We start from the raw sequence: 25,471 nt of genomic DNA, 5'->3' as shown, positions 1-25,471 counted from the left end.
GATAGGGTAGGTTGGCGTGCGAGATGTAATCGATTACACAAGTGGGGGGCGGATGAACAGGGGCAGGACTTCGTATTGGTTGACGATTCCACTATTGCTGGGCGCGCTGGTGCTGGCGTCCTGCAAGCAGGCCGAGGAACCCAAGGTGGCTGAAAAGAAGGCGCCGGTGAAAGTCATCCTGGTGGAAGCGCAGCTGCCACCCAAGCCGGTCAAACCCGCGCTGCCGCCGCTGTTCTCGGACATCGAGCGCCGCACCTTCCAGTTTTTCTGGGACACCACCAACGAACTCAATGGGCTGTCGCCGGACCGCTTTCCGTCGCGCCCGTTCGCCAGCATCGCCTCGGTGGGGTTCGCGCTGACCGCGTACCCGATCGGCATCGAGAACGGCTGGGTCAGTCGCAATCAGGCGATCGACCGCACCCTGACCACACTCAAATTCTTCCGCGATGCGCCAATGGGGCCGCAGCGGACCGGTAGGGCCGGGTACAAGGGCTTCTACTACCACTTTCTGGACATGCAGCAGGGCAACCGTTACGACAGCTGGGTCGAGCTGTCGAGCGTGGATACCGCGCTGCTGATGATGGGCGTGCTGTTCACCCAGTCGTATTACGACGGCGACGACCCGCGCGAAAAGGAGATCCGGCAGATCGCCGATGCGCTGTACAAGCGCGTGGACTGGCGCTGGCTGCAGCAGCGCGCACCGCTGATCTCGATGGGCTGGTTCCCCGAGAGCGGCTTCATCGACCACGATTGGATGGGCTACAACGAGGCGATGATGTTGTACATCCTCGCGCTGGGCTCGCCGACCCATGGCGTGGACGTGGATGCCTGGACCAGCTGGACCCGCACCTACAACAACGACTGGGGTGTCTACCAGGGCCAGGAATACCTGTCCTTCGGCCCGCTGTTCGGTCACCAGTACAGCCATGTCTGGATCGACTTCCGCGATATCCAGGATCAGTACATGCGCGAACGCGGCATCGACTATTTCCTCAACAGCCGCCGCGCCACCCTGGCCCAGCGCGACTACGCCATCGACAACCCGATGAAGTGGAAGGACTACGGCGAGAACGTCTGGGGCCTGACCGCGGGCGACGGCCCGCAGAACACCAGCCAGGAATACCGTGGCGAGCAGCGCCAGTTCCGCCACTATTCCTCGCGCGGCGCCGGCCTGCGCGAGAACTTCGACGACGGCACCATCGTGCCGTCGGCGGCGATCTCCTCGATCGTGTTCGCCCCGGAAGTGGTGATCCCGGCCACCGAGGAAATGCACAAGCGCTATGGCGACTTCCTGTATTCCAGCTACGGCTTCCTGGACTCGTTCAATCCCAGCTTCAACTACGACATTCCGCTCAAGACCGGGCGCATGGTGCCGGACCGTGGCTGGGTGGCCAGCGACTACATCGCCATCGACCAGGGCCCGATCCTGGCGATGATCGCCAACTACCAGAACGAATTTGTCTGGACCGTGATGAAGAAGAACCCCTACATCCGGGCCGGTCTGGAACGCGCCGGCTTTACCGGCGGCTGGCTCACCCCCGAAGGCGAGCCGCAGCCGGCGCCGCAGAAGGACGAGCAAAAGGCCGCCGCCCGCGCGCTGGGCATGGCCGAGTCGCGTGCCGCCGCCGCCCAGGCCCAGCAAGACCCCTCGCAACGCCAAAAACCCGAGTAATCCGTGCGCCTTTTGAAACTGTTGATGATCTCCGCCGCACTGTGTGTGGGTGTGGCGGGATGCGAACGCTCCGACCCCGGCAAGACCACCGTGCGCTTCTGGGCCATGGGCAAGGAGGCCGAAGTGGTCGCCGAGCTGGTGACCGAGTTCGAGAAGCAAAACCCCGACATCCATGTGGATGTGCAGAACATCCCGATGACGGCGGCGCACGAAAAACTGCTGACCGCCTTTGCCGCCGATGGCTTGCCGGACGTGTGCCAGCTCGGCAACACCTGGCTGCCGGAGTTCGCCTTGCTGGACACGCTGGAACCGATGCAGCCGTATGTGGCGCGTTCCAGGATCGTCGACCCGCAGGATTATTTCCCCGGCGTGTGGGACACCAACCTGGTCGACGGCACCCTGTATGGCGTGCCGTGGTATGTGGACACCCGGCTGCTGTTCTATCGCAAGGACCTGCTGCGCGAGGCCGGCTATAGCGAGATGCCCAAGACCTGGGCCGAGATGGAACAGGTGATGGCGGCGATCAAGCGCAAGGTCGGCCCGGACCGCTACGCCATCCTGATGCCGCTCAACGAGTTCGAGCAGCAGCTGTCGTTCGCGCTGCAGCAGGACGACCGCCTGCTGCGCGACCACGACAACTACGGCAACTTCCGCGGCGAGGGCTTCCGCAAGGCGCTGGGCTTCTACGACACCATGTATCAGAAAGGCTGGGCGCCGAAGGTCTCCGAGACCCAGGTCTCCAACGTCTGGTACGAGTTCTTCAACGGCTATTACGCGTTCTATCTGTCCGGCCCGTGGAACGTGCGCGAGTTCAAGCTGCGCCAGCCGCCGGGCATGGAAGGCAAGTGGGGCACTGCGCCGCTGCCGGGGCCCAACGGTCTGGGCGCGGGCATTGCCGGCGGTTCCAGCCTGGTGATCTTCAAGTCGTCGCAGCACAAGGACGCCAGCTGGAAGCTGATCGAATACCTGTCGCAGCCGCAGGTGCAGGCGCGCTTCCACGCCATCATCGGCGACCTGCCGCCGCGCCGCAGCACCTGGAAGTTGCCCTCGCTGGCCAACGACGAACTGGCGCATGCCTTCGGCGACCAGCTGGAGCGGGTCAAGGCCACGCCCAAAGTGCTGGAGTGGGAGCGCATCGTGCAGGAAATGCGCCTGGTGACCGAACGCGTGGTGCGTGGCGGCCAATCACATGAGGCCGCCGTGCAGGAACTGGATAAACGCGTGGACGAGATTCTGGCCAAGCGCCGCTGGATCTTCGAACAGGAGGGCGGGCATGTCGGTCCGGCTGGTGAATCGGCAACGCCTGCGGCGACACCTGCCGCAGCGCCAGCACCGGCAGCGGGCGAGGGAGCGGCACGATGATGAAGCGTAATTCCGTCGCCGGCTGGGTGTTCGCCGCGCCGTCGATCCTGGTGCTGGGCATGTTCTTCGGCGTGCCGGTGTTCGCCGCGCTGGTGCTCAGCGTCACCGACTTCGATCTGTACGCGCTGGCCGACAGCGGCCATCTGCGCTTCGTCGGCCTGGGCAACTACATCGACCTGCTGCAGACGCCGCTGTTCTGGAAGTCGTTGTGGAACACCACGTATTTCGTGCTGCTGGGCGTGCCGATGTCGATCGGCGTGTCGCTGGGCGCGGCATTGCTGCTCAATGCCAAGGCCTCGCGCTTCAAGGCGTTGTTCCGTACCGCCTTGTTCGCCCCGGTAGTGACCACGCTGGTGGCGGTGGCGGTGATCTGGCGCTATCTGTTCCACATCAAATACGGCCTGGTGAACTTCGGTCTGAGCCATCTGGGCATCGCCCCGATCGACTGGCTGGGCGACCCGCGCTGGGCGATGCCGACCATCATGCTGTTCGCGGTGTGGAAGAACTTCGGCTACAACATGGTGATCTTCCTGGCCGGGCTGCAGGCGATCCCGCAGGACCTGTATGAGGCCGCGCGCATCGATGGCGCCTCGCGCTGGAAGCAGTTCCTGCATATCACCCTGCCGATGCTCGGCCCGGTGCTGATGGTGGTCGGGGTGATCACCATCTCCGGCTATTTCCAGCTGTTCGCCGAGCCCTACGTGATGACCCGCGGCGACCCACTGCAAAGCACCGTGAGCGTGCTGTATTTCATGTTCGAGGAAGGCTTCAAGTGGTGGAACCTCGGCCGCGCGTCGGCGGTGGCGTTCCTGTTGTTCCTGATCATCCTGGCAGTGACCACCGTGATGCTGCGCTTTGGCCGCAAGAGGGATTTGATATGAGTCGTGATGTCGGCCAATCGCGCTGGAATGGCGTGCTGATCAACGGTGGCCTGCTGCTGCTGGCGCTGGTCAGCCTGGCGCCGCTGCTGTGGATGCTGTCGGTGTCGTTCATGCCCACCGGCGAGGCCAGCCGCTTCCCGCCGCCGATGCTGCCCTCGGCGTTCACCACCGCCAACTACCACGAACTGTTCGCGCGCACCGGCATGGCGCGCAACTTCGCCAACAGCCTGATGGTGTCCGGGCTGATCACGCTCGGTTCGCTGCTGATCAACACCATGGCCGGCTATGCGTTCGCCAAGCTGCAGTTCGTTGGCCGCGAGCGCATCTTCAAGATCCTGATGGCCGCGTTGGTGATCCCGGCGCAGGTGGCGATGCTGCCGTTGTTCCTGTTGATGAAGCAGCTGCATCTGGTCAACAACATCGGCGGGGTGGTGGTGCCGGCGCTGGCGACGGTGTTCGGCATCTTCCTGGTGCGCCAGTACGCGCGCAGCATTCCCGATGAACTGATCGAGGCCGCGCGCATCGACGGCGCCAGCGAGATGCGGATCTTCTTCCAGATCGTGCTGCCGATGCTCAAGCCGGTGCTGGTCACCTTGACCATCTTCACCTTTATGGGCTCGTGGAACGATTTCATGTGGCCGCTGATCGTGCTGACCGACCAGGAGCAGTACACCTTGCCGGTGGCGCTGGCCGCACTGTCGCGCGAGCACATCATGGACGTGGAGCTGATGATGGCCGGCGCAGTGGTGACGGTGATTCCGGTGCTGCTATTGTTCGTCGCGCTGCAGCGCTACTACATCCAAGGTCTTCTGCTGGGGAGTGTGAAGGGGTGAAGCCAATGTTCCTGCGATTGTTTGCCATGACCGCTGTTGCCACCTCTGCGGTCACGGCGCAGGCGCAGGAACGCGTGCTCGACGGCTTCAACGACATCGGCGCCTGGCGCCTGGTGGTGTCCAACCAGGTCAGCGGCTCGCTGCGGCCGGTCGCCACCAGTGCCGGCGGGCATGCGCTGTGCCTGGACTACAACTTCAACGGCGTGTCCGGCTATGTCGGCATCCGCCGCAACCTGCCGATCGACTATCCGGACAATTATCGCATCGGCTTTGCGCTGCGCGGCGACTCGCCGTCCAACGACCTGCAGGTCAAGTTGATCGATGCCAGCGGCGACAACGTGTGGTGGGTCAACCGGCCCGGCTTCAACTTCCCGAAGAACTGGACCACCGTCGGCTATCGCAAGCGCAACATCGAAAAGGCCTGGGGCCCGGGCCAGGACAAGCAACTGCGCAGCAGCGCAGATGTCGAGTTCACCATCTACAACAAGGTCGGCGGCAAGGGCACGGTGTGCTTCGACCGCCTGACGCTCACGCCGCTGCCGCCGGAAGACACCTCGCCGTTGAAGGCCGAGGCGATCACCGATACCGCGCCCGCACTGGAACAACGCCTGGCCGACGGCAAGCCGGAGACCTTCTGGCTCAGCGGCGCGGTCAAGCAACAGACCGTCACGCTGGACCTGGGCAAGGTGCGCGAATTCGGCGGCGCGGTGGTGCAGTGGGTCCCCGGCCTGCAGGCCTCGCAGTACGTGGTGCGCGCGTCAAGCGACGGGCGCGGCTGGCGCGACCTACGCACCGTCACGGCCGGTGCCGGCGGCACCGATTGGCTGGCGCTGCCGGACACCGAGGCGCGTTACCTGCGCTTCGATCTTAAGGACGGCCCCAACTGGCGCTACGGCATCAAGGAAGTGCAGCTGCAGCCGCTGGCGTTTGCGGCGACCCCGAATGACTTCATCAAGTCGCTGGCCGCGCAGATGCCGCGCGGCAGCTATCCGCGCGGTTTCTCCGGCGAGCAGCCGTACTGGACCATCCTGGGTCTGGATGGCGGCACCGAGCAGGGCCTGATCGGCGAGGACGGCGCGGTGGAAGTGGGCAAGGGCGGCTTCAGCATCGAGCCGTTCGTGGTCACCGGCGGCAAGCTGCTGCACTGGTCCGATGTCAGCAGCGAGCAGAGCCTGCAGGACGATTACCTGCCGATTCCCAGCGTCGACTGGCATCACGACCTGATGAACCTGCGCGTGACCGCGTTCGTGCAGGGCACCCCGGATCAGGCGCAACTGGTCGCACGCTATCAGCTGCACAACACCGGCAAGGAGGCGCGTGACTTCACCCTGGCGTTGGCGGTGCGGCCGTTCCAGGTCAACCCGCCGGCGCAGTTCCTCAATACCCTGGGCGGTGTCAGCCGGATCGAACAACTGGCGGTGGAGGGCGCGCAGGTCAGCGTCAACGGCAAGCCGCGGGTATTCGCCGCACAACGTCCGGATGCCGGCTTTGCCAGCGCCTTCGACAGCGGCATGGATGTCAGCCATCTCACCGCCGCCACGCCGCCGACGATCACCCAGGTCAAGGACGACACCGGCCTGGCTTCGGGCGTGCTGCTGTATCGCTGGAAGCTGGAGCCCGGCCAACAACGCGAGGTGGCGCTGGTGATTCCGCAGACCGGCACCGCGCAACTGCCGGCCGGCTTCGATGCCGACAAGGCGCAGCAGCAGGTGGCCCAGCAGTGGCGCAGCAAGCTCGATCGCGTGCGCATCAGCGTGCCGGCCGAAGGCAAGCCGGTGGTCGACACCCTGCGCACCGCGTTGGCGCATATGTTGATCTCGCGCATCGGCCCGCGCCTGCAGCCGGGCACGCGCTCGTATTCGCGCAGCTGGATCCGCGACGGCGCGATGATTTCCGAAGGCCTGCTGCGGCTCGGCCGCGAAGACGTGGTGCGCGAGTACATCGACTGGTTCGCCCCGTATCAGTTCGCCGACGGCATGGTGCCGTGCTGCGTGGACGACCGCGGCAGCGACCCGGTGCCCGAGAACGACAGCCATGGCGAGCTGATCTTCAACATCGCCGAGTACTACCGTTACACCGGCGACAAGGCGTTCCTGGAAAAGATGTGGCCGCACGTGACCGGCGCCTACGACTACATGGAAAAGCTGCGCGCCAGCGAGCGCACCGAAGACAACTTCATGCGCAACCCGGCCTTCTACGGAATGATGCCGGTGTCGATCAGCCACGAAGGCTATTCGGCCAAGCCGGTGCATTCGTACTGGGACAACTTCTGGGCGCTGCGCGGCTACAAGGATGCGGCGATGCTGGCCGGCGCACTCGACAAGCCCGACGAGGTCGCCCGCTTCAGCGCCGCACGCGACGAATTCAGTGGCGACCTGGTCGCCTCGCTGGGGGCGGCGGTGCGCCAGCACAGTCTCGATTTCCTGCCCGGCTCGGCCGAGCTGGGCGACTTCGATGCGACCTCGACCACCATCGCGCTGGCCCCGGGCGGCGAGCAGCAACGCCTGCCGCAGGACCTGTTGACCAATACCTTCGAGCGCTACTGGAAGGAGTTTTCCGACCGCCGCGACGGCAAGCGCGCATGGAAGGACTACACGCCCTACGAATGGCGCAACGTGGCCGCGTTCGTGCGTCTGGGCTGGCGCGACCGCGCCTGGGACGCCACCGCGTTCTTCTTCAAGGACCGTGCGCCGCAACCCTGGAACCAATGGGCCGAAGTGGTCTCGCGCACGCCGCGCACGCCGTTCTTCGTCGGCGACCTGCCGCATGCCTGGGTCGCCTCGGATTTCGTGCGCTCGGTGCTGGACATGTTCGCCTACGGACGCGAATCCGACGCCAGCCTGGTCATCGCTGCCGGCACGCCGACGCGCTGGTTCGAGGGCAAGGGCATCGGCATCGCCGAGCTGCGCACACCGTACGGGCGCCTCAATTACACCTTGCAGCGCACCGACAAGCAGCTGGTGCTGCAACTGCAGCCCGGCCTGATCCTGCCGCCGGGCGGGGTGGTGCTGCCGTGGCCGTACCAGGGCACGCCGGGCAAGGCCAGCATCAACGGTGAATCTGCCGAATGGCAGAACGGGGAACTGCGGATTCAACAGCTGCCGGCCAACGTGCAGATCGATGTGCCCAGCGCGGTGCGGCGGGCCGAGCGCGCCTCGCAATGAACGACGCGGCTCGACCGACCCGGGCAGCGCCGGTGCGGCGCGGCGGCGGGTGGCCGGTCGCGTGGCTGGCGCTGCTACTGTGCTTTGTCGCTGTACACGCCACGCAGGCCGCGCAACCCGCACAACTCGAGCAGACCGACCAGGCAGCACACGCATCCTCGGCAGTGCAGTCGCCGGGCGCGGCGCAGCGCGAGATGACCCTGGTCACGCTCAACCTGCATCACGACCGCGAAGACTGGCCGGCGCGTCGCGCCTATATCGCCAGACAGCTCAAGCAACTGGCGCCGGACGTGATCGCGCTGCAGGAAGTGATCGAGCGCCGCGGCAGCGTGGAGAACCAGGCCGCCTGGTTGGCGCGCAAGCTGGATTACGACTACACCTTCGCCTCGGCCGATCCGGTCGGTGCGCCCAAGCGCTACGGCAACGCGTTGCTGAGCCGGCGCACGGTGCTGGCCCGGCATCAGCGCCTGCTGCAGCCGCTGGACGACTACCGCGTAGCCGCGCATCTGCAGGTCGATGTCGACGGCCAGCCGATCAATGTCTACGTCACCCACCTCAATGAACGTGCCGATGCGCGTGGCACGGCCACACGCACGCGTCAGGTCGCCGACCTGCTGGACTTCATTGCCTCCAACAGCGAGCAGGCCCCGGTCGTGATCGCAGGCGATTTCAACACCGCCGCCGATGCCCTCGATCTGGAAGCGCTACGCAAGGGCTACGGCGACAGCTACGGCAGCGTGCATCGAAACAGCGACGCCACCGTCAGCACCTTGAACCTGCATGTCTTCGACACGCCGGCGCGGATCGACCACGTGTTCTTCCAGCAGAACCGCCTGCTGGCGCGCGAAGCGCGCATCCTGTTCGACACCCCGTATGCCGAAGGGCGCTGGGCCTCGGATCACTACGGCGTCTGGGTGCGCCTGCAGCTCGCGCCCGATCAGCCGTAACTCGACCCCTACATCAACCACGTAGGAGCGCACCCGGGCGCGATGGGCTTTACCGATAACGCCCCATCGCGCCCAGGTGCGCTCCTACGAGAAGCTGCAGATTGCAGCGCCGCCACGCTCACCCATGCAGGCGATTGAAGATCTGCACACCGGCCAGCCACACGCCGGCCATGCTGCCGAAGTTGGTCAGCAGGAAGGTCAGCACCACGCGCGAGACGCGATTGCGGTACCAGCCGCGCAAGGTCTGCGCATCGTCGCGCAGCGACAGGAAATCGCCATAGGCCGGCTTGCGCATATGCACTTCGACCAGGGCGGCGAACGCACCGGTCGGCACGCTCAGGCGGAACGGCTTGAAGGGCGCCACGACCGCCGCAGTGAGGATGCTCAACGGGTGGCTGCCGGCCAGCAGGCAGCCCAGCGCGGCCAGTCCGCCGGTATACATCGCCCACTGCAACAACAGGTCTGCGCCCATGCTCAGGCCGCCGCGCCAGAACCCGATGCCGATGCCGGTGATGATGACCGCCAGGATGCCCAGCGTGATCCACGGAATGCGCTTGCGCTGCTGCACGTATTCCAGCGACTCGCGCAACGGGCCGGGTGCGGCGGTGTCCTGCTCCAGGTGGCGTGCAAGCCCGGCCAGATGTCCTGCACCGACCACCGCCAGGATCTCGCGCTGATCGGTGGTGGCTTCCTCGCGCAGGCGCGTGGCCATGTACTGGTCGCGCTCGGCGATCACGGTCTCGTACAGCTCCGGGCTTTCGCTGGCAAAGTCGCCGAAGCTGGCCTCCAGCATGTCGCCCTGCTTGAGCTTTTCGATTTCCTCTTCGCCCACCTCGTCGGCCGCGAACAGGCCGCCAAGCAGGCCGCCAGCCAGTTTCATCTTGCCGAAGAATCCCAGCCGCCCGGACGCGCGCTTGAAGGTCAAGCCGACTTCGCGATCGATCAGGTGCACCGGCAGGCCTTGCGCGCGCGCCAGGTTCACCGCTTCCTTCAATTCCGCGCCCGGCTCGATACCGAGCTGCTTGGCCAGGCGGCGCTGGTAGGCGGCCAGGGCGAGGTTGGCCGCAAACAAGGCCACCCGGCCCTTGCGAATCACCTGCACCAGGTCCAGGCGGGCGAGGGCATCCGGGTCGCTGAGCGCCTGCAGGCGCTGCGCGTCCAGTTCCACCGCCACCGCGTCGTAGCGGCCGCTGCCGATCGCCCGCTGCACCGCGGCCACGCTGGCCAGCGAGACATGCGCGGTGCCGAGCAGGGTATAGCGCACGCCATCGCGTTCGACGATGCGATGCGGCTGGCCGGACAGCGCATCGTCCAGAACGTGGGTGGTTTGCTCAGTCATGGGGTCATTCATCAGAAGGAGGGGCGGTGTCACCGGAGCCGAGCGCGCGTTGCATCTGCACGCCGTCCAGCCAGCGACCATGCTTGCGGCCGATACCGGTGAACACTCCGACCGTGCGAAAACCAAAACGTTCATGCAGCCGTCGCGATGCCAGGTTGTCGGCATCGCCGATCACCGCAATCATCTGTCGATAGCCGCGCTGTTGGCAGCGTGCGATCAGCTCGCCGAGCAAGGCCTTGCCGATGCCGTGGCCCTGCGCGCCGCTGGCGAGATAGATCGAATTCTCGACGGTCCAGCGGTAGCCGGCGCGTGCGCGATAGGCGCCGACGTAGGCATAGCCGACCACCACGCCATCGCGCTCGGCAACAAGATAGGGGTAGCCGGCATCCACGCCCGCGCGCACCCGTGCAGCCATCTCATCGCGCGATGGTGCGCTGTATTCGTAGCTGTTGACCCCGGCAATCTGCTCCGCATAGATCGCGGTGATGGCCGGGATGTCCGCGTCGCGGACTTCGCGCAACTCGACAGGCATGCGGTCAGTCGATGTAGCGCTTGAGCAGGTCGCCATACGCATCGATACGGCGATCGCGCAGGAACGGCCAGATGCGGCGCACGTGTTCGCTGCGCTGCAGGTCGACGTCGCACACCAGCACCGTCGGGTCCTGTCCGGCTTCGGCGATGAACTCGCCCTGTGGCCCCAGCACATGGCTGTTGCCCCAGAACTGGATGCCCGACGCGCCCAACGGCGAGGGCTCATGGCCGACGCGGTTGCACGACAGCACCGGCACCCCGTTGGCGACCGCATGGCCGCGATGGCTGAGTACCCAGGCATCGCGCTGGCGCTCCTGCTCGGGTTGCTGGTCATCCGGATCCCAGCCGATCGCGGTGGGGTAGAGCAGCAGTTCCGCACCGGCCAGCGCCATCAGGCGCGCCGCTTCGGGGTACCACTGGTCCCAGCACACCAGCACGCCGAGCCGGCCGACCGAGGTATCGATCGGCGCAAAGCCCAGATCGCCCGGGGTGAAATAGAACTTTTCGTAGAAGCCCGGGTCGTCCGGGATATGCATCTTGCGGTACTTGCCGAGCAGGCGGCCGTCCTTTTCGAACACGACCGCAGTGTTGTGATACAGCCCGGCTGCGCGGCGCTCGAACAACGAGGCCACCAGCACCACGCCGTGTTGCTTGGCCAGCGCGCCCAGCCGCTCGGTGCTGGGGCCGGGGATCGGCTCGGCCAGGTCGAATTCGTCCACCGACTCGTGCTGGCAGAAATACGCACCGTTGTGCAGTTCCTGCAGCAGCACCAGCTTGGCGCCCTGTGCGGCGGCTTCGGCCACGCGCGATTCGATGATGGCCAGATTGGCCGCGGCGTCGCCGTGGTTGCGCTCCTGGATCAGCGCGACGGGAAGGAGATGACGGGTCATGGCGATTCGTCCAGCTAGGTGACGCACTAAGGTAGCGCGCGATGGTGTAACACCGGCCTGCCGGCCGGAACAGGAGTGACTCAGGCAGCCAGCAGACCGGCGGGCAGCTGCATGGTCAGACAGTGCAGGCTGCCGTTCTGCCAGATCAATGGGCGGCACGGCACCGGCACGATGACGTGCTGCGGAAACGCCTCGGCCAGTACCGCCTGCGCGCCCGCATCGGCCTTGTCGCCGTAAGCCGGCATCAGCACCGCACCGTTGACGATCAGGAAGTTGGCGTACGAGGCGGCCAGACGCCGGCCCTGGTCCAGGATCGGCTCCGCCCACGGCAACACGAACAGCCGATACGGCTGCCCATCGGCCTTGCGCAACGCAGCCAGTTCGGCGCCCATCGCCTGCAGTTCGGTGTAATGCGAATCGCTGGCCACGTCGCAGCCCTGGTAGACGATCGCATCCGGGCCGGCGAAGCGCGCCAGCGTATCGATATGCGCATCGGTATCGTCGCCTTCCAGATAGCCGTGATCCAGCCACAGCACGCGGTCCTGCGCCAGCCACGCGGCAAGATCGGCACTCAGCGACTCGCGCGTGCGCTGCGGATGCCGCTCGTGCAGGCACTTCCAGGTGGTCAGCAAGGTGCCCGCACCATCGGTCTCGATCGCGCCGCCTTCCAGTGCAAAGTCCACCGTCTGCACCTGCGAGGGCACAAACACCTGCGCCGCATCCAGCGAGGTGACCAACTGATCGTCCAGGCTGGCCTCGAACTTGCCACCCCAGCCGGTGAAGCGGAAATCCATCAGGCGGAAACCGCCGTCCTTGCGCAGCGTGATCGGGCCCGAATCGCGCAGCCAGGTGTCGTTGTAGGCCGCAACCACGAAGCGCACCTGCGCCATGTCCACCCGTGCCGAGCGCAGCCGCGCTTCCGCGTAGATCTGCAGGTCGTCATCGGCCACGCACACGATCAGCGGCTCGAAACGGGAAATCGCCGTGACCAGCGCGATATAGGTTTCTTCCACCTCGGCAAGACGCTCGGCCCAATCGGTGCCCGCATGCGGCCACGCAATCAACACGGCGGACTGAGATTCCCACTCGGCAGGAAAGCGAACGCGATCGGTCATACCTGAAAATTACCCATCAATGCCCAGGCGAGCCCAGGCTGTTAATTCAAATCCCCGCACATGGATGTGCGGGCTCTTGCGAGGGACTCGCATCAAAGAGGTTTGGGCCCGATCTCGTTGGCATCGGCCTGGTTGGCCACCACGTCGATCACCCGGCTCTTTTCGAAGTACACGGTGAAGGCCGGATACACCCAGCGGTGGATCGTCGGCCACTGGCGCTTCTGGCCACCGCGCGGCGCCAGCTTTTCCTGCGGCGCGCCATAACGGCCTTCGACCTGGCTCATGCTGTCGCCGCGCAAGGGCAGGGCAGCGGCAGGCTTCTGCTGTGCGCGGTCGATCAGCAGCGTATCGGCCGACGCAGCGGCACTGATCCCCATCAGCGCGATCAGCGGCAGGACAAACAAACGGTTGCGCATGTCATCTACTCCCCAGTGGACAAGATTCGGATGGTGATTACAGCAAAACCAGGGCCAGCGTGCTTGCAGAGCGGTGTTACCCAACGCCGCGCCGGATGTCTGCCAGCGCGGCCGTTACGCGGAGCCGGCCGGGCGGCCGCGCATTCCAGCCTGCATGAGGCAATCGTCGGCGTGAAGCATCGGCCAAGAAAAAACCGCCCGAAGGCGGCTTTCTCGGGTCTTGCACGCGCGGCGAAAGCTTAGCGCTGACGCGCCTTGAAACGCGGGTTCGACTTGCAGATCACGAAGACCTTGCCGCGGCGGCGGACCACCTTGCAGTCGCGGTGACGGGTCTTCGCAGACTTCAGGGAGGACAGGACTTTCATGGCACACCTCGGCGTAAACGGTTGGATTCGATGGAAGAGTGCCCGCAATCGAGGGTGCACCCGGAATTAAGCCGGCAATTCTAACCGGCTTTTCGTCGTGCTTTCAAGTGGTTGCATCGCAATGCCCGCGAGCGGCGCTACACTACCGCCTGATGACCTTCCGGAAACCTGAATGACCGACCTTTCGCCCGTCCTTACCATCGATGGTCCCTCCGGCGCCGGCAAGGGCACCGTGAGCCGGATTGTGGCCGCCCGGCTGGGCTGGCATTACCTCGATTCGGGCGCGCTGTATCGCGCGGTGGGCGTGGCGGCGAGCTGGGCCGATCTGGATGTCTCCGACCCGGCCGCGCTGGTGCGCTGCACCTTCGATACTAAGGTGGAGTTCGACGACGCCGGCGAAGCAGGGTTGCGGGTGCTGGTCAACGGCGTGGACGCCACCGGCGAGCTGCGTCTGGAGACCACCGGTGCACTGGCCTCGGCGATTGCGGCCATTCCCGAGGTGCGCAGCGCACTGAAGGAGCGCCAACGCGCATTCAGGCAGGCGCCCGGCCTGGTCGCGGACGGGCGCGACATGGGCACGGTGATCTTCCCCGATGCCGCCTTCAAGGTGTTTCTGACCGCAAGTGCCGAAGAACGTGCGGGCCGTCGCCATAAACAGTTGATGGAAAAGGGTGTTTCGGTTATCTTTGACGACCTGCTGCGCGAGATCATGGCTCGAGATGCCCGTGATGCGCAGCGGGTGGTGGCGCCATTGCGGCCGGCCGAAGACGCCGTGCTGATCGATACCAGCGGAATGGGGATCGAGGATGTCGTCCAGCGTGTGGTCGGGTTGTTAGCCGCTCGCACGTCGTCGTAAGCGTTCCGCAAGCGGGCATGTCCCGCCGACCGTAAGGCGTTCCAAGGCTCCGTCGCACATCCCGTGTGGCGGTTCTATTACTACTTAACCGACTCGCTGTCCGGAGTCGACCAACAGGCTGGGCGCTTGGCATCTGTCGCATCCGACGATCAACGCCCGTGTGTTCAACTGAGTAAAATTCAAATGACAGAATCTTTTGCTGAACTGTTCGAAGCCAGTCAAGCCAATCTGGCGAAGCTGAAGCCGGGCTCGATCGTCACCGGTACCGTCGTGGAAGTGCGCGGCGACGTGGTGGTGATCAACGCTGGCCTGAAGTCCGAAGGCATCGTGCCGATCGAGCAGTTCCGTAATGACGCTGGCGAGATCGATGTCGGCGTAGGCGACCAGGTCAAGGTTGCCCTCGATTCCATCGAGAACGGCTTCGGTGAGACCGTGCTGTCGCGCGAGAAGGCCAAGCGCGCAATGGTGTGGGACGAGCTGGAAGAGGCGTTGGAAAAGAACGAAACCATCACCGGCCGCATCAGCGGCAAGGTCAAGGGTGGTTTCACCGTGGACATCAAGGATGTCCGCGCGTTCCTGCCTGGTTCGCTGGTGGATGTGCGCCCGGTGCGCGACCCGGCCTACCTGGAAGGCAAGGAACTTGAGTTCAAGCTGATCAAGCTGGACCGCAAGCGTAACAACGTGGTGGTCTCGCGTCGTGCCGTGGTCGAGAGCGAGCACTCGGAAGAGCGCGAGCAGCTGATGGACAAGCTGCAGGAAGGCGCGATCCTGAAGGGTGTCGTCAAGAACCTGACCGATTACGGCGCATTCGTGGACCTGGGCGGTATCGACGGCCTGCTGCACATCACCGACATGGCCTGGAAGCGCGTGCGCCATCCGTCCGAAGTCGTCAACGTCGGCGACGAGCTGGACGTGCGCGTGCTGAAGTTCGATCGCGAGCGTAACCGCGTCAGCCTCGGCCTGAAGCAGCTGGGCGAAGATCCGTGGGACAACATCGCACGTCGTTACCCGGCCAACAGCCGCGTGTTCGGCAAGGTCTCCAACGTCACCGATTACGGCGCATTCGTCGAGATCGAGCCGGGCGTCGAAGGTCTGGTGCACGTCTCCGAGATGGATTGGACCAACAAGAACGTCAACCCGTCCAAGGTTGTGCAGGTTGGTGACGAAGTCGAAGTGATGGTGCTGGATGTCGACGAGGAGCGTCGCCGCATCTCGCTGGGCATGAAGCAGGTTGCCGCCAATCCGTGGGAAACCTTCGCTGCCACCCACAAGAAGAACGACAAGGTGTCCGGCCAGATCAAGTCGATCACCGACTTCGGCATCTTCATCGGTCTGGACGGCGGCATCGACGGCCTGGTCCACCTGTCCGACATCAGCTGGAACACCACCGGCGAAGATGTCGTGCGCAACTACAAGAAGGGCGACACGCTGGAAGCCGTTGTGCTGGCAGTCGATCCGGAACGTGAGCGCATCAGCCTGGGCGTCAAGCAGCTGGAGCAGGATCCGTTCGGCCAGTACATGGCTTCCAACCCGAAGGGTTCGAAGGTCGAAGGCGTGGTGCGTGAAGTGGATGCCAAGGGCGCCACGATCGACTTGGCCGATGGCATCGAAGGCTACGTCGCTGCGCGCGACATCGCCAACGAGCGTGTGGACGATGCGACCCAGCACCTGAAGGTCGGCGACAAGATCGAAGCCAAGTTCGTCGGCATGGACCGCAAGGGCCGCACCCTGCAGCTATCGATCAAGGCCAAGGACGATGCCGAAATGCGCGAAACGCTGGAGGAATACCAGTCTTCGGCCGCATCCGGTGGCATGACCCAGCTGGGCGCGCTGCTGCGTGCACAGTTGAACAGCAACAAGTCCGAGTAAGCGCGTAGCGCTCGCAAGAGCGTGATGGATCGGCCCGGGCTTGCCCGGGCCGATTCCGATGTGTCAGTCGAAAAAAGCAAGTCTTCCCATGACCAAGTCCGAATTGATTGAAATCCTGGCGCGACGTCAAGCGCATCTGAAGGCGGACGACGTGGATCTGGCAGTCAAATCGCTGCTGGAAATGATGGGGCAGGCGCTCTCCGATGGTGATCGGATCGAAATCCGCGGGTTCGGCAGCTTCTCGCTGCATTACCGCCCGCCACGTCTTGGCCGTAATCCGAAGACCGGCGAGTCGGTCGCGTTGCCGGGCAAGCATGTTCCGCATTTCAAGCCTGGCAAGGAATTGCGCGAGCGTGTCAGCTCCGTGGTCCCGGTCGATCTGCTGGATGCGGCTGACTGAGGTCATTCTGCCGCTGCGTTTATGTCGGCTCGGTTAAGCTAAGCCTCTTTTGACGGAGTCTGGCCATGAAGGTGTTTCGCTTGCTGGTGATGTTGGCCTTCCTGCTGGTCGGTCTGATCATCGGTGCGGTCAATTCCCAGGACGTCACTCTCGACTTCCTTTTCTCTAGTGTGCACACCACCTCCGGAATCGCGATCATTGTCGCGCTGCTGGTCGGTGTGTTGATCGGTGCCGGCATGGTGCTGGTCAGTGTGGTCATTCCCCTCTATTCCAAACTGCGCCAGGCCAACAAGGCGGTTGCAGTCAGTCGCACCGACGCCAGGCCGATCACGCCTGCCGCAGTCGAGCCGCGCCCCTTTGATGGACTGTAAGCGCGTATGGACTTTCTGACCGAGTGGATCTGGTTCTTCCTGTTCGTGCCATTGGCAGCGCTGGGGGGCTGGGTCGTTGGCCGCCGCGGTGGCCAACGCCACGGCGATACCCAGGTCAGTCGCCTGTCCAGCACCTACTTTCGCGGCCTGAACTATCTGCTCAACGAGCAGCCGGACAAGGCAATCGAGCTGTTTCTGCATATCGCAGAACTGGACAAGGAAACCTTCGAGACCCAGGTCGCGTTGGGGCATCTGTTCCGCCGTCGCGGTGAGGTCGACCGCGCGATCCGGCTGCATCAGGGCCTGGTGCAACGCGCCGACCTGACCGATCAGCAGCGCGTGCAGGCCTTGCTGGCGCTGGGCGAGGACTATATGAAGTCCGGTCTGCTGGATCGCGCCGAGACCGTATTCACCGAACTGGCGCAACTGGATCAGCGTGCGCCGCAGGCGCTGCGTCACCTGATCGGCATCTATCAGGCCGAGCGCGATTGGGAAAAGGCGATCGACAACGCCACCCGTTACGAAGAAGTCACCGGCGAGCCGATGGGCAAGCTGATCTCGCAATTCGAGTGCGAGCTGGCCGACCGCTATCGCGGCCTGAGCAAGCCCGACGAAGCATTGCAGGCGATCGCACGCGCCTACCAGGCCGATGGCACCTCGGTGCGCGCCGGCATTCTGGAAGGACGCATCGAAGCCGAGCGCGGACACGACGAAGCGGCGGTACGCGCGTTCGAACGTGCTGCGCGGCATGATCCGGAATACCTGCCGGAGATCATTCCTGCATTGATGGCGGCGTATCGCCGGGTCGGCGATATCGCCGGCGCACGTAATTTCCTGTCCGAGATGACCGAGCACTATCGCGGCATTGCCCCGGTGCTGGCATTGACGCAGCTGATGGAAGCGCAGGATGGCGTGGCGCCGGCGTTGGCCTATCTGGGCCGTCAGCTCAAGGATCGGCCATCGGTCCGCGGCGAATCGGCGTTGATCGACCTGACCCTGGCCGAAGGCAGCGACCCGGTCGGCACCTTGCAGGATCTCAAGCACATCACCGACCAGTTGCTGGTGCGCAACCCGAGTTACCGCTGCACCCGCTGCGGCTTCGGCGCGAAGACGCACCACTGGCAATGCCCGAGTTGCAAGGAATGGGGCACGGTCAAGCCGCTGTTGAACTACGCGGTGGTCTGATGCCGCAGGCCTGGCTGTGGTGGTGTCTGTCGCACCTGACGGTCGCGGCATTGGGAACCTGGTTGTTGCGGCGCTACGCGCTGCATCGGCGGCTGCTCGATCATCCGGGCGAACGCCGCAGCCATGTGGTCGCCACCCCGCGTGGCGGTGGCATGGCAATCGTGGCGGCGCTGCTGTTCGGGTGCGTGGCGGCCGGCGTGTTCTGGCCGGCGGCAGGCCCGATCCTGGCTTGGTTCGCGGCCGGGCTGGTGCTGGTGGCCGGGGTGGGTTGGTGGGACGACCATCGTCCGCTCTCGGCCAGGCTGCGTTTTGCGATTCATCTGTTGGCATCCGTCATGCTGGGCTGGCTGGTCAGCCATCACACCGGCAATCTCTGGGACGGTGTGCTCACCGCCATGGCGTCGGTGGTGTTGATCAATGTCTGGAACTTTATGGATGGCATCAACGGCCTGGCCAGCAGCCAGGCGGCCCTGGCCGCGCTGGCCTTTGCTGCCGTCGTGCCTGGCGCCTGGGCCTGGGCCGGCCTTGCCGTCGCCGCAGCCTGCCTGGGATTTCTGCCGTTCAACTTTCCGCGTGCGCGGATCTTTCTGGGTGACGGCGGCAGTGGTGCCTTGGGATATGTGCTGGCTGCGTTGCTCGCACTCACGGTAGCGAGCGGGCAGGTAAGTTGGTGGATCAGTTGGTTGCCATTGACAGCATTTCTTGTAGACGCCGGCTTCACGCTGCTGTCTCGCATGCTCGCCGGACAACGGTGGTGGGAGCCGCATGCCCAACATCTCTATCAGCGTCTGGCACGCAGGCTTGAGACGCACGTTCCGGTAACCGGTATTTATTTCGCTTTCAGCGTGGCTGCCGTCTGCTTGTATGTGTTAATTCGTCATGATGCAATTTGGCTGCAAGTGTCCGGAGCCCTGGTATGGGGCGTGGGTGCCACCGCAATCTGGCTTTTTCTGCGCGATGGACTGCGCAATTCCTGAGTAATGGACTTTTATGATTTCCTGGCGTGACCGTTTGACCAAAGCCCTGCCGCAAGCAGCGGTGGTGCTGCATGACCTGTTGATGGTGTGGGTGTGCTGGCAGCTGCTGCACGCCGGCCGCTACTCCATGCTGCGCGAGGCTCCCGATCTGCCGTTGTGGGATTGGCGCACTGCCGTGGTTCTGGTCGCGCAGGGCCTGGTGTTCTGGAAGATGGGCCTGTATCGCGGGCTGTGGCGATTCGCCTCGGTGCCGGACCTGTGGAACATCTTCAAGTCGAGTTTTCTCGGCCTGGTCGCGATCGTGCTGGCGCTGTCCTATGACCGCCTTGATGGGGTGCCGTTGTCGGTGCTGGTCGTCTATCCGTTCGCACTGTCGGCGCTGCTGGGTACGCCGCGGCTGCTGTACCGCGCCTGGAAGGATTACCAGATCGCGCACTCCGGCGATGCCGCGCAGCGCGTGTTGATCCTTGGCGCAGGTCGCGCCGCCGAAGGTCTGGTCCGTGATCTGCGCCGCACCGGCGCATTTGTGCCGGTCGGCTATCTGGACGATGCCAACAATCTGCATGGCGCCAAGATCCAGGGCCTGAATGTGCTGGGCAACCTGGACCAGGCTGCAGCCATCGCCAAGGAGACGGCGGCCAAACTGCTGGTCATCGCGATTCCGTCGCTGGATGCCTCGGGCATGCAGCGCGTGGTGGCCATCTGCGAAAGTACCGGGCTGCCGTTCCGGATGGTGCCCAAGCTGATCAACGTGCTGGAAGGGCGCTCGTTGCCTGGCGAGTTGAAGGAAGTCGCGATCGAGGACCTGCTCAACCGCAAGCCGGTTACCCCGGATTGGCGCTTGATTCGCGACTGGTTGACCAACAAGACGGTGATGGTGACCGGCGCGGGTGGCTCGATCGGTTCGGAAGTCTGCCGCCAGTGCGCCCGGCACGGTGCGCGCCGCATCGTGCTGTTGGAGATCGATGAGCTGGCGTTGCTGACCGTCGATTCGGACCTGCGTCGGTTGTTCCCGGATATCGAAGTGGTCCGTGTACTGGGCGATTGCGGCGACCCGGCGGTGGTCGCGCATGCCTTGAACACCGCGCTGCCGGATGCCGTCTTTCATGCCGCGGCCTACAAGCAGGTGCCGCTGCTGGAAGAGCAGTTGCGCGAGGCGGTACGCAATAACGTGCTGGCCACCGAAAACGTAGCGCGCGCCTGCCAGCGTGCACGCATCGAGACCTTCGTCTTCATCTCCACCGACAAGGCGGTCGAGCCGGTCAACGTGCTGGGAGCGAGCAAGCGCTATGCGGAGATGATCTGCCAGAGCCTGGACGCACGCGATGCGCCAACGCGCTTCATCACCGTGCGTTTCGGCAACGTGCTGGATTCGGCCGGCAGCGTGGTGCCGTTGTTCCGCGAGCAGATCCGCCAGGGCGGCCCGGTCACGGTGACCCATCCGGATGTGACGCGTTACTTCATGACCATTCCGGAAGCCTGCCAGTTGGTGGTGCAGGCCGCGGCCTCCGCCTCGCATGGCGCGATCTATACGCTGGACATGGGCGAGCCGGTGCCGATCCGCCTGCTCGCCGAGCAGATGATCCGTCTCGCCGGCAAGCAGCCCGGCAAGGATGTGGCGATCCTCTATACCGGCCTGCGTCCGGGCGAGAAGCTGCACGAAACCCTGTTCTATTCGGACGAAGACTATCGCCCCACCGCGCATCCCAAGATTCTGGAAGCCGGTGTGCGCGAGTTCTCGCACGAGCAGGTGTTGCAGCTGGTGACGCGCTTGCGTGAGGCGGTTAACCGCTATGACATCAAGGCGATGGAGACTGTGCTCGGCAGTCTGATGCCGGATTTTGCGGCTGCTCGACGGAAAGTCGACGCGCGATCTGATACGGTCGTTCCATTCCCCGCACGTGAGGTCAGAAGACTTTAATGAGCAAGCGTATTCGCAAGGCCGTATTCCCCGTCGCAGGTCTTGGGACCCGCTTTCTTCCGGCAACCAAAACGGTGCCGAAGGAAATGCTGCCAATCATCGACAAACCTTTGATCCAGTACGCCGTTGACGAGGCCATCCAGGCCGGTTGCGACACGCTGATCTTCGTGACCAATCGCTACAAGCACTCGATCGCCGACTACTTCGACAAGGCCTACGAGCTGGAGCAAAAGCTCGAGCGCGCCGGTAAGCTCGAACAGTTGGAGCTGGTGCGGCATGCCTTGCCGGAAGGCGTGCGCGCCATTTTCGTGACGCAGGCCGAAGCGCTCGGCCTGGGGCACGCCGTGCTGTGTGCAAAGGCCGTGGTCGGCGACGAGCCGTTCGCGGTGTTGCTGCCGGACGATCTGATCTGGAACCGGGGTGCCGGTGCGCTGACCCAGATGGCCGATGTGGCCGAAGCCTCGGGCGGCAGCGTCATCGCCGTGGAGGATGTGCCGCACGACAAGACCGCCAGCTACGGCATCGTGGCCACTGATGCGTTCGATGGTCGCAAGGGGCGCATCAACGCCATCGTCGAAAAGCCCAAGCCGGAAGTGGCACCGAGCAATCTGGCCGTGGTCGGCCGGTATGTGCTCAACCCGAAGATCTTCGAACTGCTTGAAGAAACCGGCGCCGGCGCTGGTGGCGAAATCCAGCTGACCGATGCGATCGCTGGACTGCTGCAGCAGGAAACCGTCGACGCCTATCGCTTCGAAGGCCGTCGCTTCGATTGCGGCGCGCATATCGGCCTGATCGAGGCCACCGTGCATTTCGCGCTTGAGCACGAAAAGCATGGCGGGCCGGCCAAGGAAATCCTGCGCACCGCATTGGCCGAGGCCGACGCGCGCGGCTGATTGCCTGGCCATCGCCTGCATCCACGAACGACGCCATCTGGCGTCGTTCGTCGTTTGTGGCCTCGCTGGGCGAGAACGCCGTGCCGCTGGCTGATCGACACGTCAGGCCGCTTTGCAAACTGCGCACTCTGGTGCAGGTCCGTGGTGCGCGCCTGCCGCTAGAATCCTTGGCATGAGCCAGCCTGCCGAATCCAGCGAACTGATCAACGTGGTGGCCCTGCTGGGCGCTGCCGTGGTCGCCATCCCGGTGTTCCGACGTCTGGGCCTGGGCTCGGTGCTGGGTTACCTGGCCGCGGGTCTGGCGATCGGTCCGTTCGGCCTGGGCCTGTTCGATGACCCGCAGGCGATCCTGCACGTGGCCGAGTTGGGCGTGGTGATGTTCCTGTTCGTGATCGGGCTGGAAATGCGGCCATCGCACCTGTGGAGCCTGCGCAAGGAGATCTTCGGCCTGGGGACGCTGCAGATCGCAGTGTGCGCGCTGGTGCTGACCGGCATCGGCCTGTTGCTCGGCTTCGCGCCGCCGGTGGCATTCGTGGCCGCATCCGGCTTCGTGCTGACCTCCACGGCGGTGGTGATGCAGTTGCTGGCGGAGCGGGGCGATGTCGCCTTGCCGCCGGGTCAGAAGATCGTGGCGATCCTGTTGTTCGAGGACTTGTTGATCGTGCCGCTGCTGGCGATCGTGGCCTGGATGGGCGCCAACGGCGACCCGCAGGCGGCCACGCAACGCTGGCAGGACATCGGCATCGGTCTGGCCTGCATCGTCGGCCTGGTGGTGGCGGGGCGCTGGCTGCTCAATCCCTTGTTCCGCATCCTGGCCGCGTCCAAGGCGCGCGAGGTGATGACGGCGGCGGCCTTGCTAGTGGTGCTGGGCGCGGCGCTGTTGATGCAGGTCGGCGGGCTGTCGATGGCGATGGGCGCGTTTCTGGCCGGTGTGCTGCTGTCCGAATCCACTTTCCGGCATCAGATCGAGGCGGATATCGAGCCGTTCCGCGGCATCCTGCTCGGGTTGTTCTTCCTGGGCGTCGGCATGAGCCTGGACCTGCGTGTGGTTGCGGCAGACTGGCGGCTGATCGTTGCCGGTGTGCTGGCGCTCATGCTCGGCAAGGGCGTGTGCATCTACGCGGTGGCGCGGCTGATGCGCAGCGACCATCGCCAGGCGCTGGATCGTGGCGTGCTGATGGCGCAGGGCGGCGAGTTCGCCTTCGTGCTGTTCGCGGCAGCATCGGCGTCCGGCGTCATCGACGCGCAGGTCAACGCCAGCCTGACGGCAATCGTGGTGTTGTCGATGGCGCTGACGCCACTGTTCGTGCTGTTGCAGCGACGGCTGACGCCGGCCGCCCAGCCGTCGCTGGAAGGCGTGGAAGCCGTCAGTGGCCAGACCGGCAGCGTGCTGATCATCGGGTTCGGGCGCTTCGGGCAGGTTGCCAGCCAGTCACTGCTGGCGCGCGATGTGGATGTGACCATCATCGATAACGACATCGAGATGATCCAGAGCGCAGAACAGTTCGGTTTCAAGATCTACTACGGCGACGGCACCCGGCTCGATGTGCTGCATGCCTCCGGTGCGCACAGCGCACGCGCGATCGCGGTGTGCATCGACAACCGCGAGGCGGCCAATCGCATCGTCGAGCTGGCAAGGCAGGAGTTCCCGCACGCCAGGTTGCTGGTGCGCTCGTTCGACCGTGAGCACTCATTGCAGTTGGTCGCTGCCGGGGTGGACTACCAGATTCGCGAGACCTTTGAGTCGGCAGTGGCGTTCGGGCAGGCGGCCCTGGTCGAGCTGGGCGTGGACGAGGACGAGGCGGTCACCATCGCGCGCGAGATCCGGCGTCGCGATGCCGAGCGTTTCGAACTGGAGATTGCAGCCGGCAATACGCGTGCCGGTGCGGTGGCAGGGCTGATGTACGGCAATCTCACGCCCACCGTGCCCAAGCCCACGCCGTTCACCCCGCCGCGGCGGGAGAGCCGCACGCTCAATCCCGATGCGGTGCCGCAGGCCACTCAGCCCGAAGCCGTGACCCGCGACTGAGTCATGTGTGGCTGGCGAGCACCGAAGCGGGTTCGGCGCTGGGATTGCCTCGGCTGGTCGAGAAAAAACCTTTGGTGATAGAGCGGCCGGCACCAAGCTGCCGGCCTGAGCTGACAAGTCGACCGGCTCAGCCGTGCCGGCGTTGAGCGGCCGCGAAGGCTTCCAGTTGCTCGGGTGTGGCATCTTTCTGGTGCTGCTGTTTCCAGTCAGCAAACGGCATGCCGTACACCGCTTCGCGCGCCTGCTCCTTGCTCATCGGCTGGCCGTGCACTTCGGCGGCTTCGCGGTACCAGTCGCCCAGGCAGTTGCGGCAGAAGCCGGCCAGGATCATCAGATCGATGTTCTGCACATCCGGGCGCTGCTGGTTGAGATGCTGCAACAGACGGCGAAATGCGGCCGCTTCGATGGACGTGGTGATGGAATCGGGTGTCGAGGTGGTGTCGGTCATGACGGAATCGGGGACAATAGACGGCCTTCGACTCTACACCTGACGCCCCATGACCGTTTCCGCGCCAGCTGCCTCTGCTCCGGCCCGCCTTCTCGATGGTCGCCGCATCGCCGAGGAATTGCTCGACGGGCTGAAGCTGCGCGTGGATGCGCGCCTGGCCGCCGGCAAGACGCGCCCCGGGCTGGCGGTGGTGCTGGTCGGCGGCGACCCGGCTTCGTCGGTGTATGTGCGCAACAAGCGGCGTGCGGCGGAAAAGGTCGGCATCGAGGCTTTCGACTACGATTTGCCGCAGGGCACCAGCGAGGCCGAACTGGCGCGGCTGATCGACCAGCTCAATGCCGACGCCAAGATCCACGGCATCCTGATCCAGCTGCCGCTGCCGGGGATTCCCGATGCCAATCGCCTGATCCAGCGCATCGATCCGCGCAAGGACGTCGACGGCTTCCATCCGCAGAATGTCGGGCACCTGGCGCTGCGCGAATTCGGCCTGCGTCCGTGCACGCCGCGCGGCATCGTGACCTTGCTGGGGCACACCGATCAGCCGGTGCGCGGCCGCAACGCGACCATCGTGGGCGTGAGCAATCACGTCGGCCGGCCGATGGGCCTGGAGCTGCTGATCGCCGGTTGCACGGTCACCAGCTGCCACAAGTTCACCCCGCCCGAGGTGCTGGAAGCCAGCGTTCGCAATGCCGACATCCTGGTGGTGGCGGTCGGTCGCCCGGGCCTGATTCCGGGCGAATGGGTCAAGCCGGGCGCAGTGGTGATCGATGTCGGCATCAATCGGCTGGACGACGGCCGCCTGGTCGGCGATGTCGGTTTCGACGCAGCGGTGCAACGTGCGGCCTGGATCACGCCGGTGCCGGGTGGAGTCGGGCCGATGACGGTCGCCACGCTGATGCAGAACACGCTGGAAGCGGCCGACGCGGCTGGCTGAGGCGCGTGTAACGCTGCATTGCAGTCGCGTTGTGTCTTCGTGAAGGCTTTCAGGGTAAAATGCCGCGCTTCCC

23 protein-coding genes are annotated in these 25,471 nt (G+C 64.8%); 16 read left to right on the top strand and 7 right to left on the bottom strand.

Features of this window, described 5'->3' with window-relative positions:
* The first annotated feature begins 52 nt into the window (after positions 1-52).
* From AC1PLA_RS11885 to AC1PLA_RS11860, 6 genes are read left to right on the top strand one after another with little or no spacing between them, the layout of a single operon-like run.
* Complete coding sequence (locus AC1PLA_RS11885) at positions 53-1,672, top strand: glucoamylase family protein (RefSeq protein ID WP_039527041.1); 1,620 nt, start codon at positions 53-55, stop codon at positions 1,670-1,672.
* Between the two features lie 3 nt (positions 1,673-1,675).
* Positions 1,676-3,034, top strand: coding sequence for a sugar ABC transporter substrate-binding protein (locus AC1PLA_RS11880; protein ID WP_104559599.1), 1,359 nt, complete (start codon positions 1,676-1,678; stop codon positions 3,032-3,034).
* Entirely contained in the window at positions 3,031-3,915 is an 885-nt protein-coding gene (locus AC1PLA_RS11875) for a carbohydrate ABC transporter permease (RefSeq protein ID WP_024940601.1), read from the top strand. The genes AC1PLA_RS11880 and AC1PLA_RS11875 overlap by 4 nt, the downstream gene beginning before the upstream one ends.
* Positions 3,912-4,748: a carbohydrate ABC transporter permease gene (locus tag AC1PLA_RS11870; protein WP_016904891.1), complete on the top strand. Its 837-nt coding sequence runs from the start codon at positions 3,912-3,914 to the stop codon at positions 4,746-4,748. The genes AC1PLA_RS11875 and AC1PLA_RS11870 overlap by 4 nt, the downstream gene beginning before the upstream one ends.
* A gap of 26 nt (positions 4,749-4,774) precedes the next feature.
* A complete protein-coding gene (locus AC1PLA_RS11865) occupies positions 4,775-7,912 on the top strand; it encodes a discoidin domain-containing protein (RefSeq protein WP_481104589.1) in 3,138 nt (1,045 codons plus the stop codon).
* Positions 7,909-8,859: an endonuclease/exonuclease/phosphatase family protein gene (locus AC1PLA_RS11860; RefSeq protein WP_228607641.1), complete on the top strand. Its 951-nt coding sequence runs from the start codon at positions 7,909-7,911 to the stop codon at positions 8,857-8,859. Before AC1PLA_RS11865 ends, AC1PLA_RS11860 begins: the two co-directional genes overlap by 4 nt.
* A 118-nt stretch (positions 8,860-8,977) precedes the next feature.
* On the opposite strand, the gene AC1PLA_RS11855 is transcribed toward AC1PLA_RS11860, so the two are convergent.
* The 6 genes from AC1PLA_RS11855 to ykgO form a co-directional block, all read right to left on the bottom strand.
* The gene (locus AC1PLA_RS11855; RefSeq protein WP_051750033.1) at positions 8,978-10,210 is read right to left on the bottom strand and encodes a TraB/GumN family protein; all 1,233 of its coding nucleotides are present in this window, start codon (positions 10,208-10,210) and stop codon (positions 8,978-8,980) included.
* Entirely contained in the window at positions 10,203-10,730 is a 528-nt protein-coding gene (locus AC1PLA_RS11850) for a GNAT family N-acetyltransferase (RefSeq protein ID WP_184352485.1), read from the bottom strand. Before AC1PLA_RS11850 ends, AC1PLA_RS11855 begins: the two co-directional genes overlap by 8 nt.
* 4 nt (positions 10,731-10,734) lie before the next feature.
* Entirely contained in the window at positions 10,735-11,619 is an 885-nt protein-coding gene (locus tag AC1PLA_RS11845) for a carbon-nitrogen hydrolase (protein ID WP_016904714.1), read from the bottom strand.
* 80 nt (positions 11,620-11,699) lie between these two features.
* Positions 11,700-12,734: an agmatine deiminase family protein gene (locus AC1PLA_RS11840; protein WP_481104588.1), complete on the bottom strand. Its 1,035-nt coding sequence runs from the start codon at positions 12,732-12,734 to the stop codon at positions 11,700-11,702.
* A gap of 92 nt (positions 12,735-12,826) precedes the next feature.
* Positions 12,827-13,150: a hypothetical protein gene (locus AC1PLA_RS11835; protein WP_024939217.1), complete on the bottom strand. Its 324-nt coding sequence runs from the start codon at positions 13,148-13,150 to the stop codon at positions 12,827-12,829.
* 239 nt (positions 13,151-13,389) lie between these two features.
* A complete protein-coding gene (ykgO, locus tag AC1PLA_RS11830) occupies positions 13,390-13,515 on the bottom strand; it encodes a type B 50S ribosomal protein L36 (protein WP_005913193.1) in 126 nt (41 codons plus the stop codon).
* A 172-nt stretch (positions 13,516-13,687) separates the two neighbouring features.
* Between ykgO and cmk the strand changes: the two genes are divergently transcribed.
* From cmk to AC1PLA_RS11785, 9 genes are all read left to right on the top strand, one after another.
* Positions 13,688-14,371 carry a (d)CMP kinase gene (gene cmk, locus AC1PLA_RS11825; RefSeq protein WP_046342939.1) on the top strand — a complete coding sequence of 228 codons (684 nt, stop codon included), beginning with the start codon at positions 13,688-13,690 and terminating at the stop codon, positions 14,369-14,371.
* A 183-nt stretch (positions 14,372-14,554) separates the two neighbouring features.
* On the top strand, positions 14,555-16,240 hold the full coding sequence (gene rpsA / locus AC1PLA_RS11820; protein WP_016903550.1) for a 30S ribosomal protein S1: 1,686 nt from the start codon (positions 14,555-14,557) through the stop codon (positions 16,238-16,240).
* A gap of 88 nt (positions 16,241-16,328) precedes the next feature.
* On the top strand, positions 16,329-16,640 hold the full coding sequence (locus AC1PLA_RS11815) for an integration host factor subunit beta (RefSeq protein ID WP_016903549.1): 312 nt from the start codon (positions 16,329-16,331) through the stop codon (positions 16,638-16,640).
* Positions 16,641-16,705: 65 nt separating this feature from the next.
* Positions 16,706-17,011, top strand: coding sequence for a lipopolysaccharide assembly protein LapA domain-containing protein (locus tag AC1PLA_RS11810; RefSeq protein ID WP_016903548.1), 306 nt, complete (start codon positions 16,706-16,708; stop codon positions 17,009-17,011).
* Positions 17,012-17,017: 6 nt separating this feature from the next.
* Entirely contained in the window at positions 17,018-18,196 is a 1,179-nt protein-coding gene (gene lapB / locus AC1PLA_RS11805; protein ID WP_016903547.1) for a lipopolysaccharide assembly protein LapB, read from the top strand.
* Positions 18,196-19,173: an MraY family glycosyltransferase gene (locus AC1PLA_RS11800; protein WP_481104587.1), complete on the top strand. Its 978-nt coding sequence runs from the start codon at positions 18,196-18,198 to the stop codon at positions 19,171-19,173. Before lapB ends, AC1PLA_RS11800 begins: the two co-directional genes overlap by 1 nt.
* Before the next feature lie 13 nt (positions 19,174-19,186).
* On the top strand, positions 19,187-21,094 hold the full coding sequence (locus tag AC1PLA_RS11795; RefSeq protein ID WP_024939212.1) for a polysaccharide biosynthesis protein: 1,908 nt from the start codon (positions 19,187-19,189) through the stop codon (positions 21,092-21,094).
* On the top strand, positions 21,094-21,987 hold the full coding sequence (gene galU / locus AC1PLA_RS11790; RefSeq protein WP_016903544.1) for a UTP--glucose-1-phosphate uridylyltransferase GalU: 894 nt from the start codon (positions 21,094-21,096) through the stop codon (positions 21,985-21,987). Before AC1PLA_RS11795 ends, galU begins: the two co-directional genes overlap by 1 nt.
* Before the next feature lie 172 nt (positions 21,988-22,159).
* Complete coding sequence (locus tag AC1PLA_RS11785) at positions 22,160-24,016, top strand: monovalent cation:proton antiporter-2 (CPA2) family protein (protein WP_481104586.1); 1,857 nt, start codon at positions 22,160-22,162, stop codon at positions 24,014-24,016.
* Positions 24,017-24,143: 127 nt separating this feature from the next.
* Here AC1PLA_RS11785 and AC1PLA_RS11780 read toward each other — a convergent pair whose 3' ends face one another.
* Complete coding sequence (locus tag AC1PLA_RS11780) at positions 24,144-24,464, bottom strand: DUF1244 domain-containing protein (protein WP_481104585.1); 321 nt, start codon at positions 24,462-24,464, stop codon at positions 24,144-24,146.
* A gap of 49 nt (positions 24,465-24,513) precedes the next feature.
* On the opposite strand from AC1PLA_RS11780, the gene folD reads away from it, so the two are divergent.
* Positions 24,514-25,398: a bifunctional methylenetetrahydrofolate dehydrogenase/methenyltetrahydrofolate cyclohydrolase FolD gene (gene folD, locus AC1PLA_RS11775; protein WP_481104584.1), complete on the top strand. Its 885-nt coding sequence runs from the start codon at positions 24,514-24,516 to the stop codon at positions 25,396-25,398.
* Positions 25,399-25,471: the final 73 nt, after the last annotated feature.

This window comes from Xanthomonas sp. NCPPB 1826, from assembly GCF_056725285.1.
The sequence above is the reverse complement of the archived record's forward strand: the minus strand, read 5'-3'. Positions and strand labels throughout refer to the sequence as shown.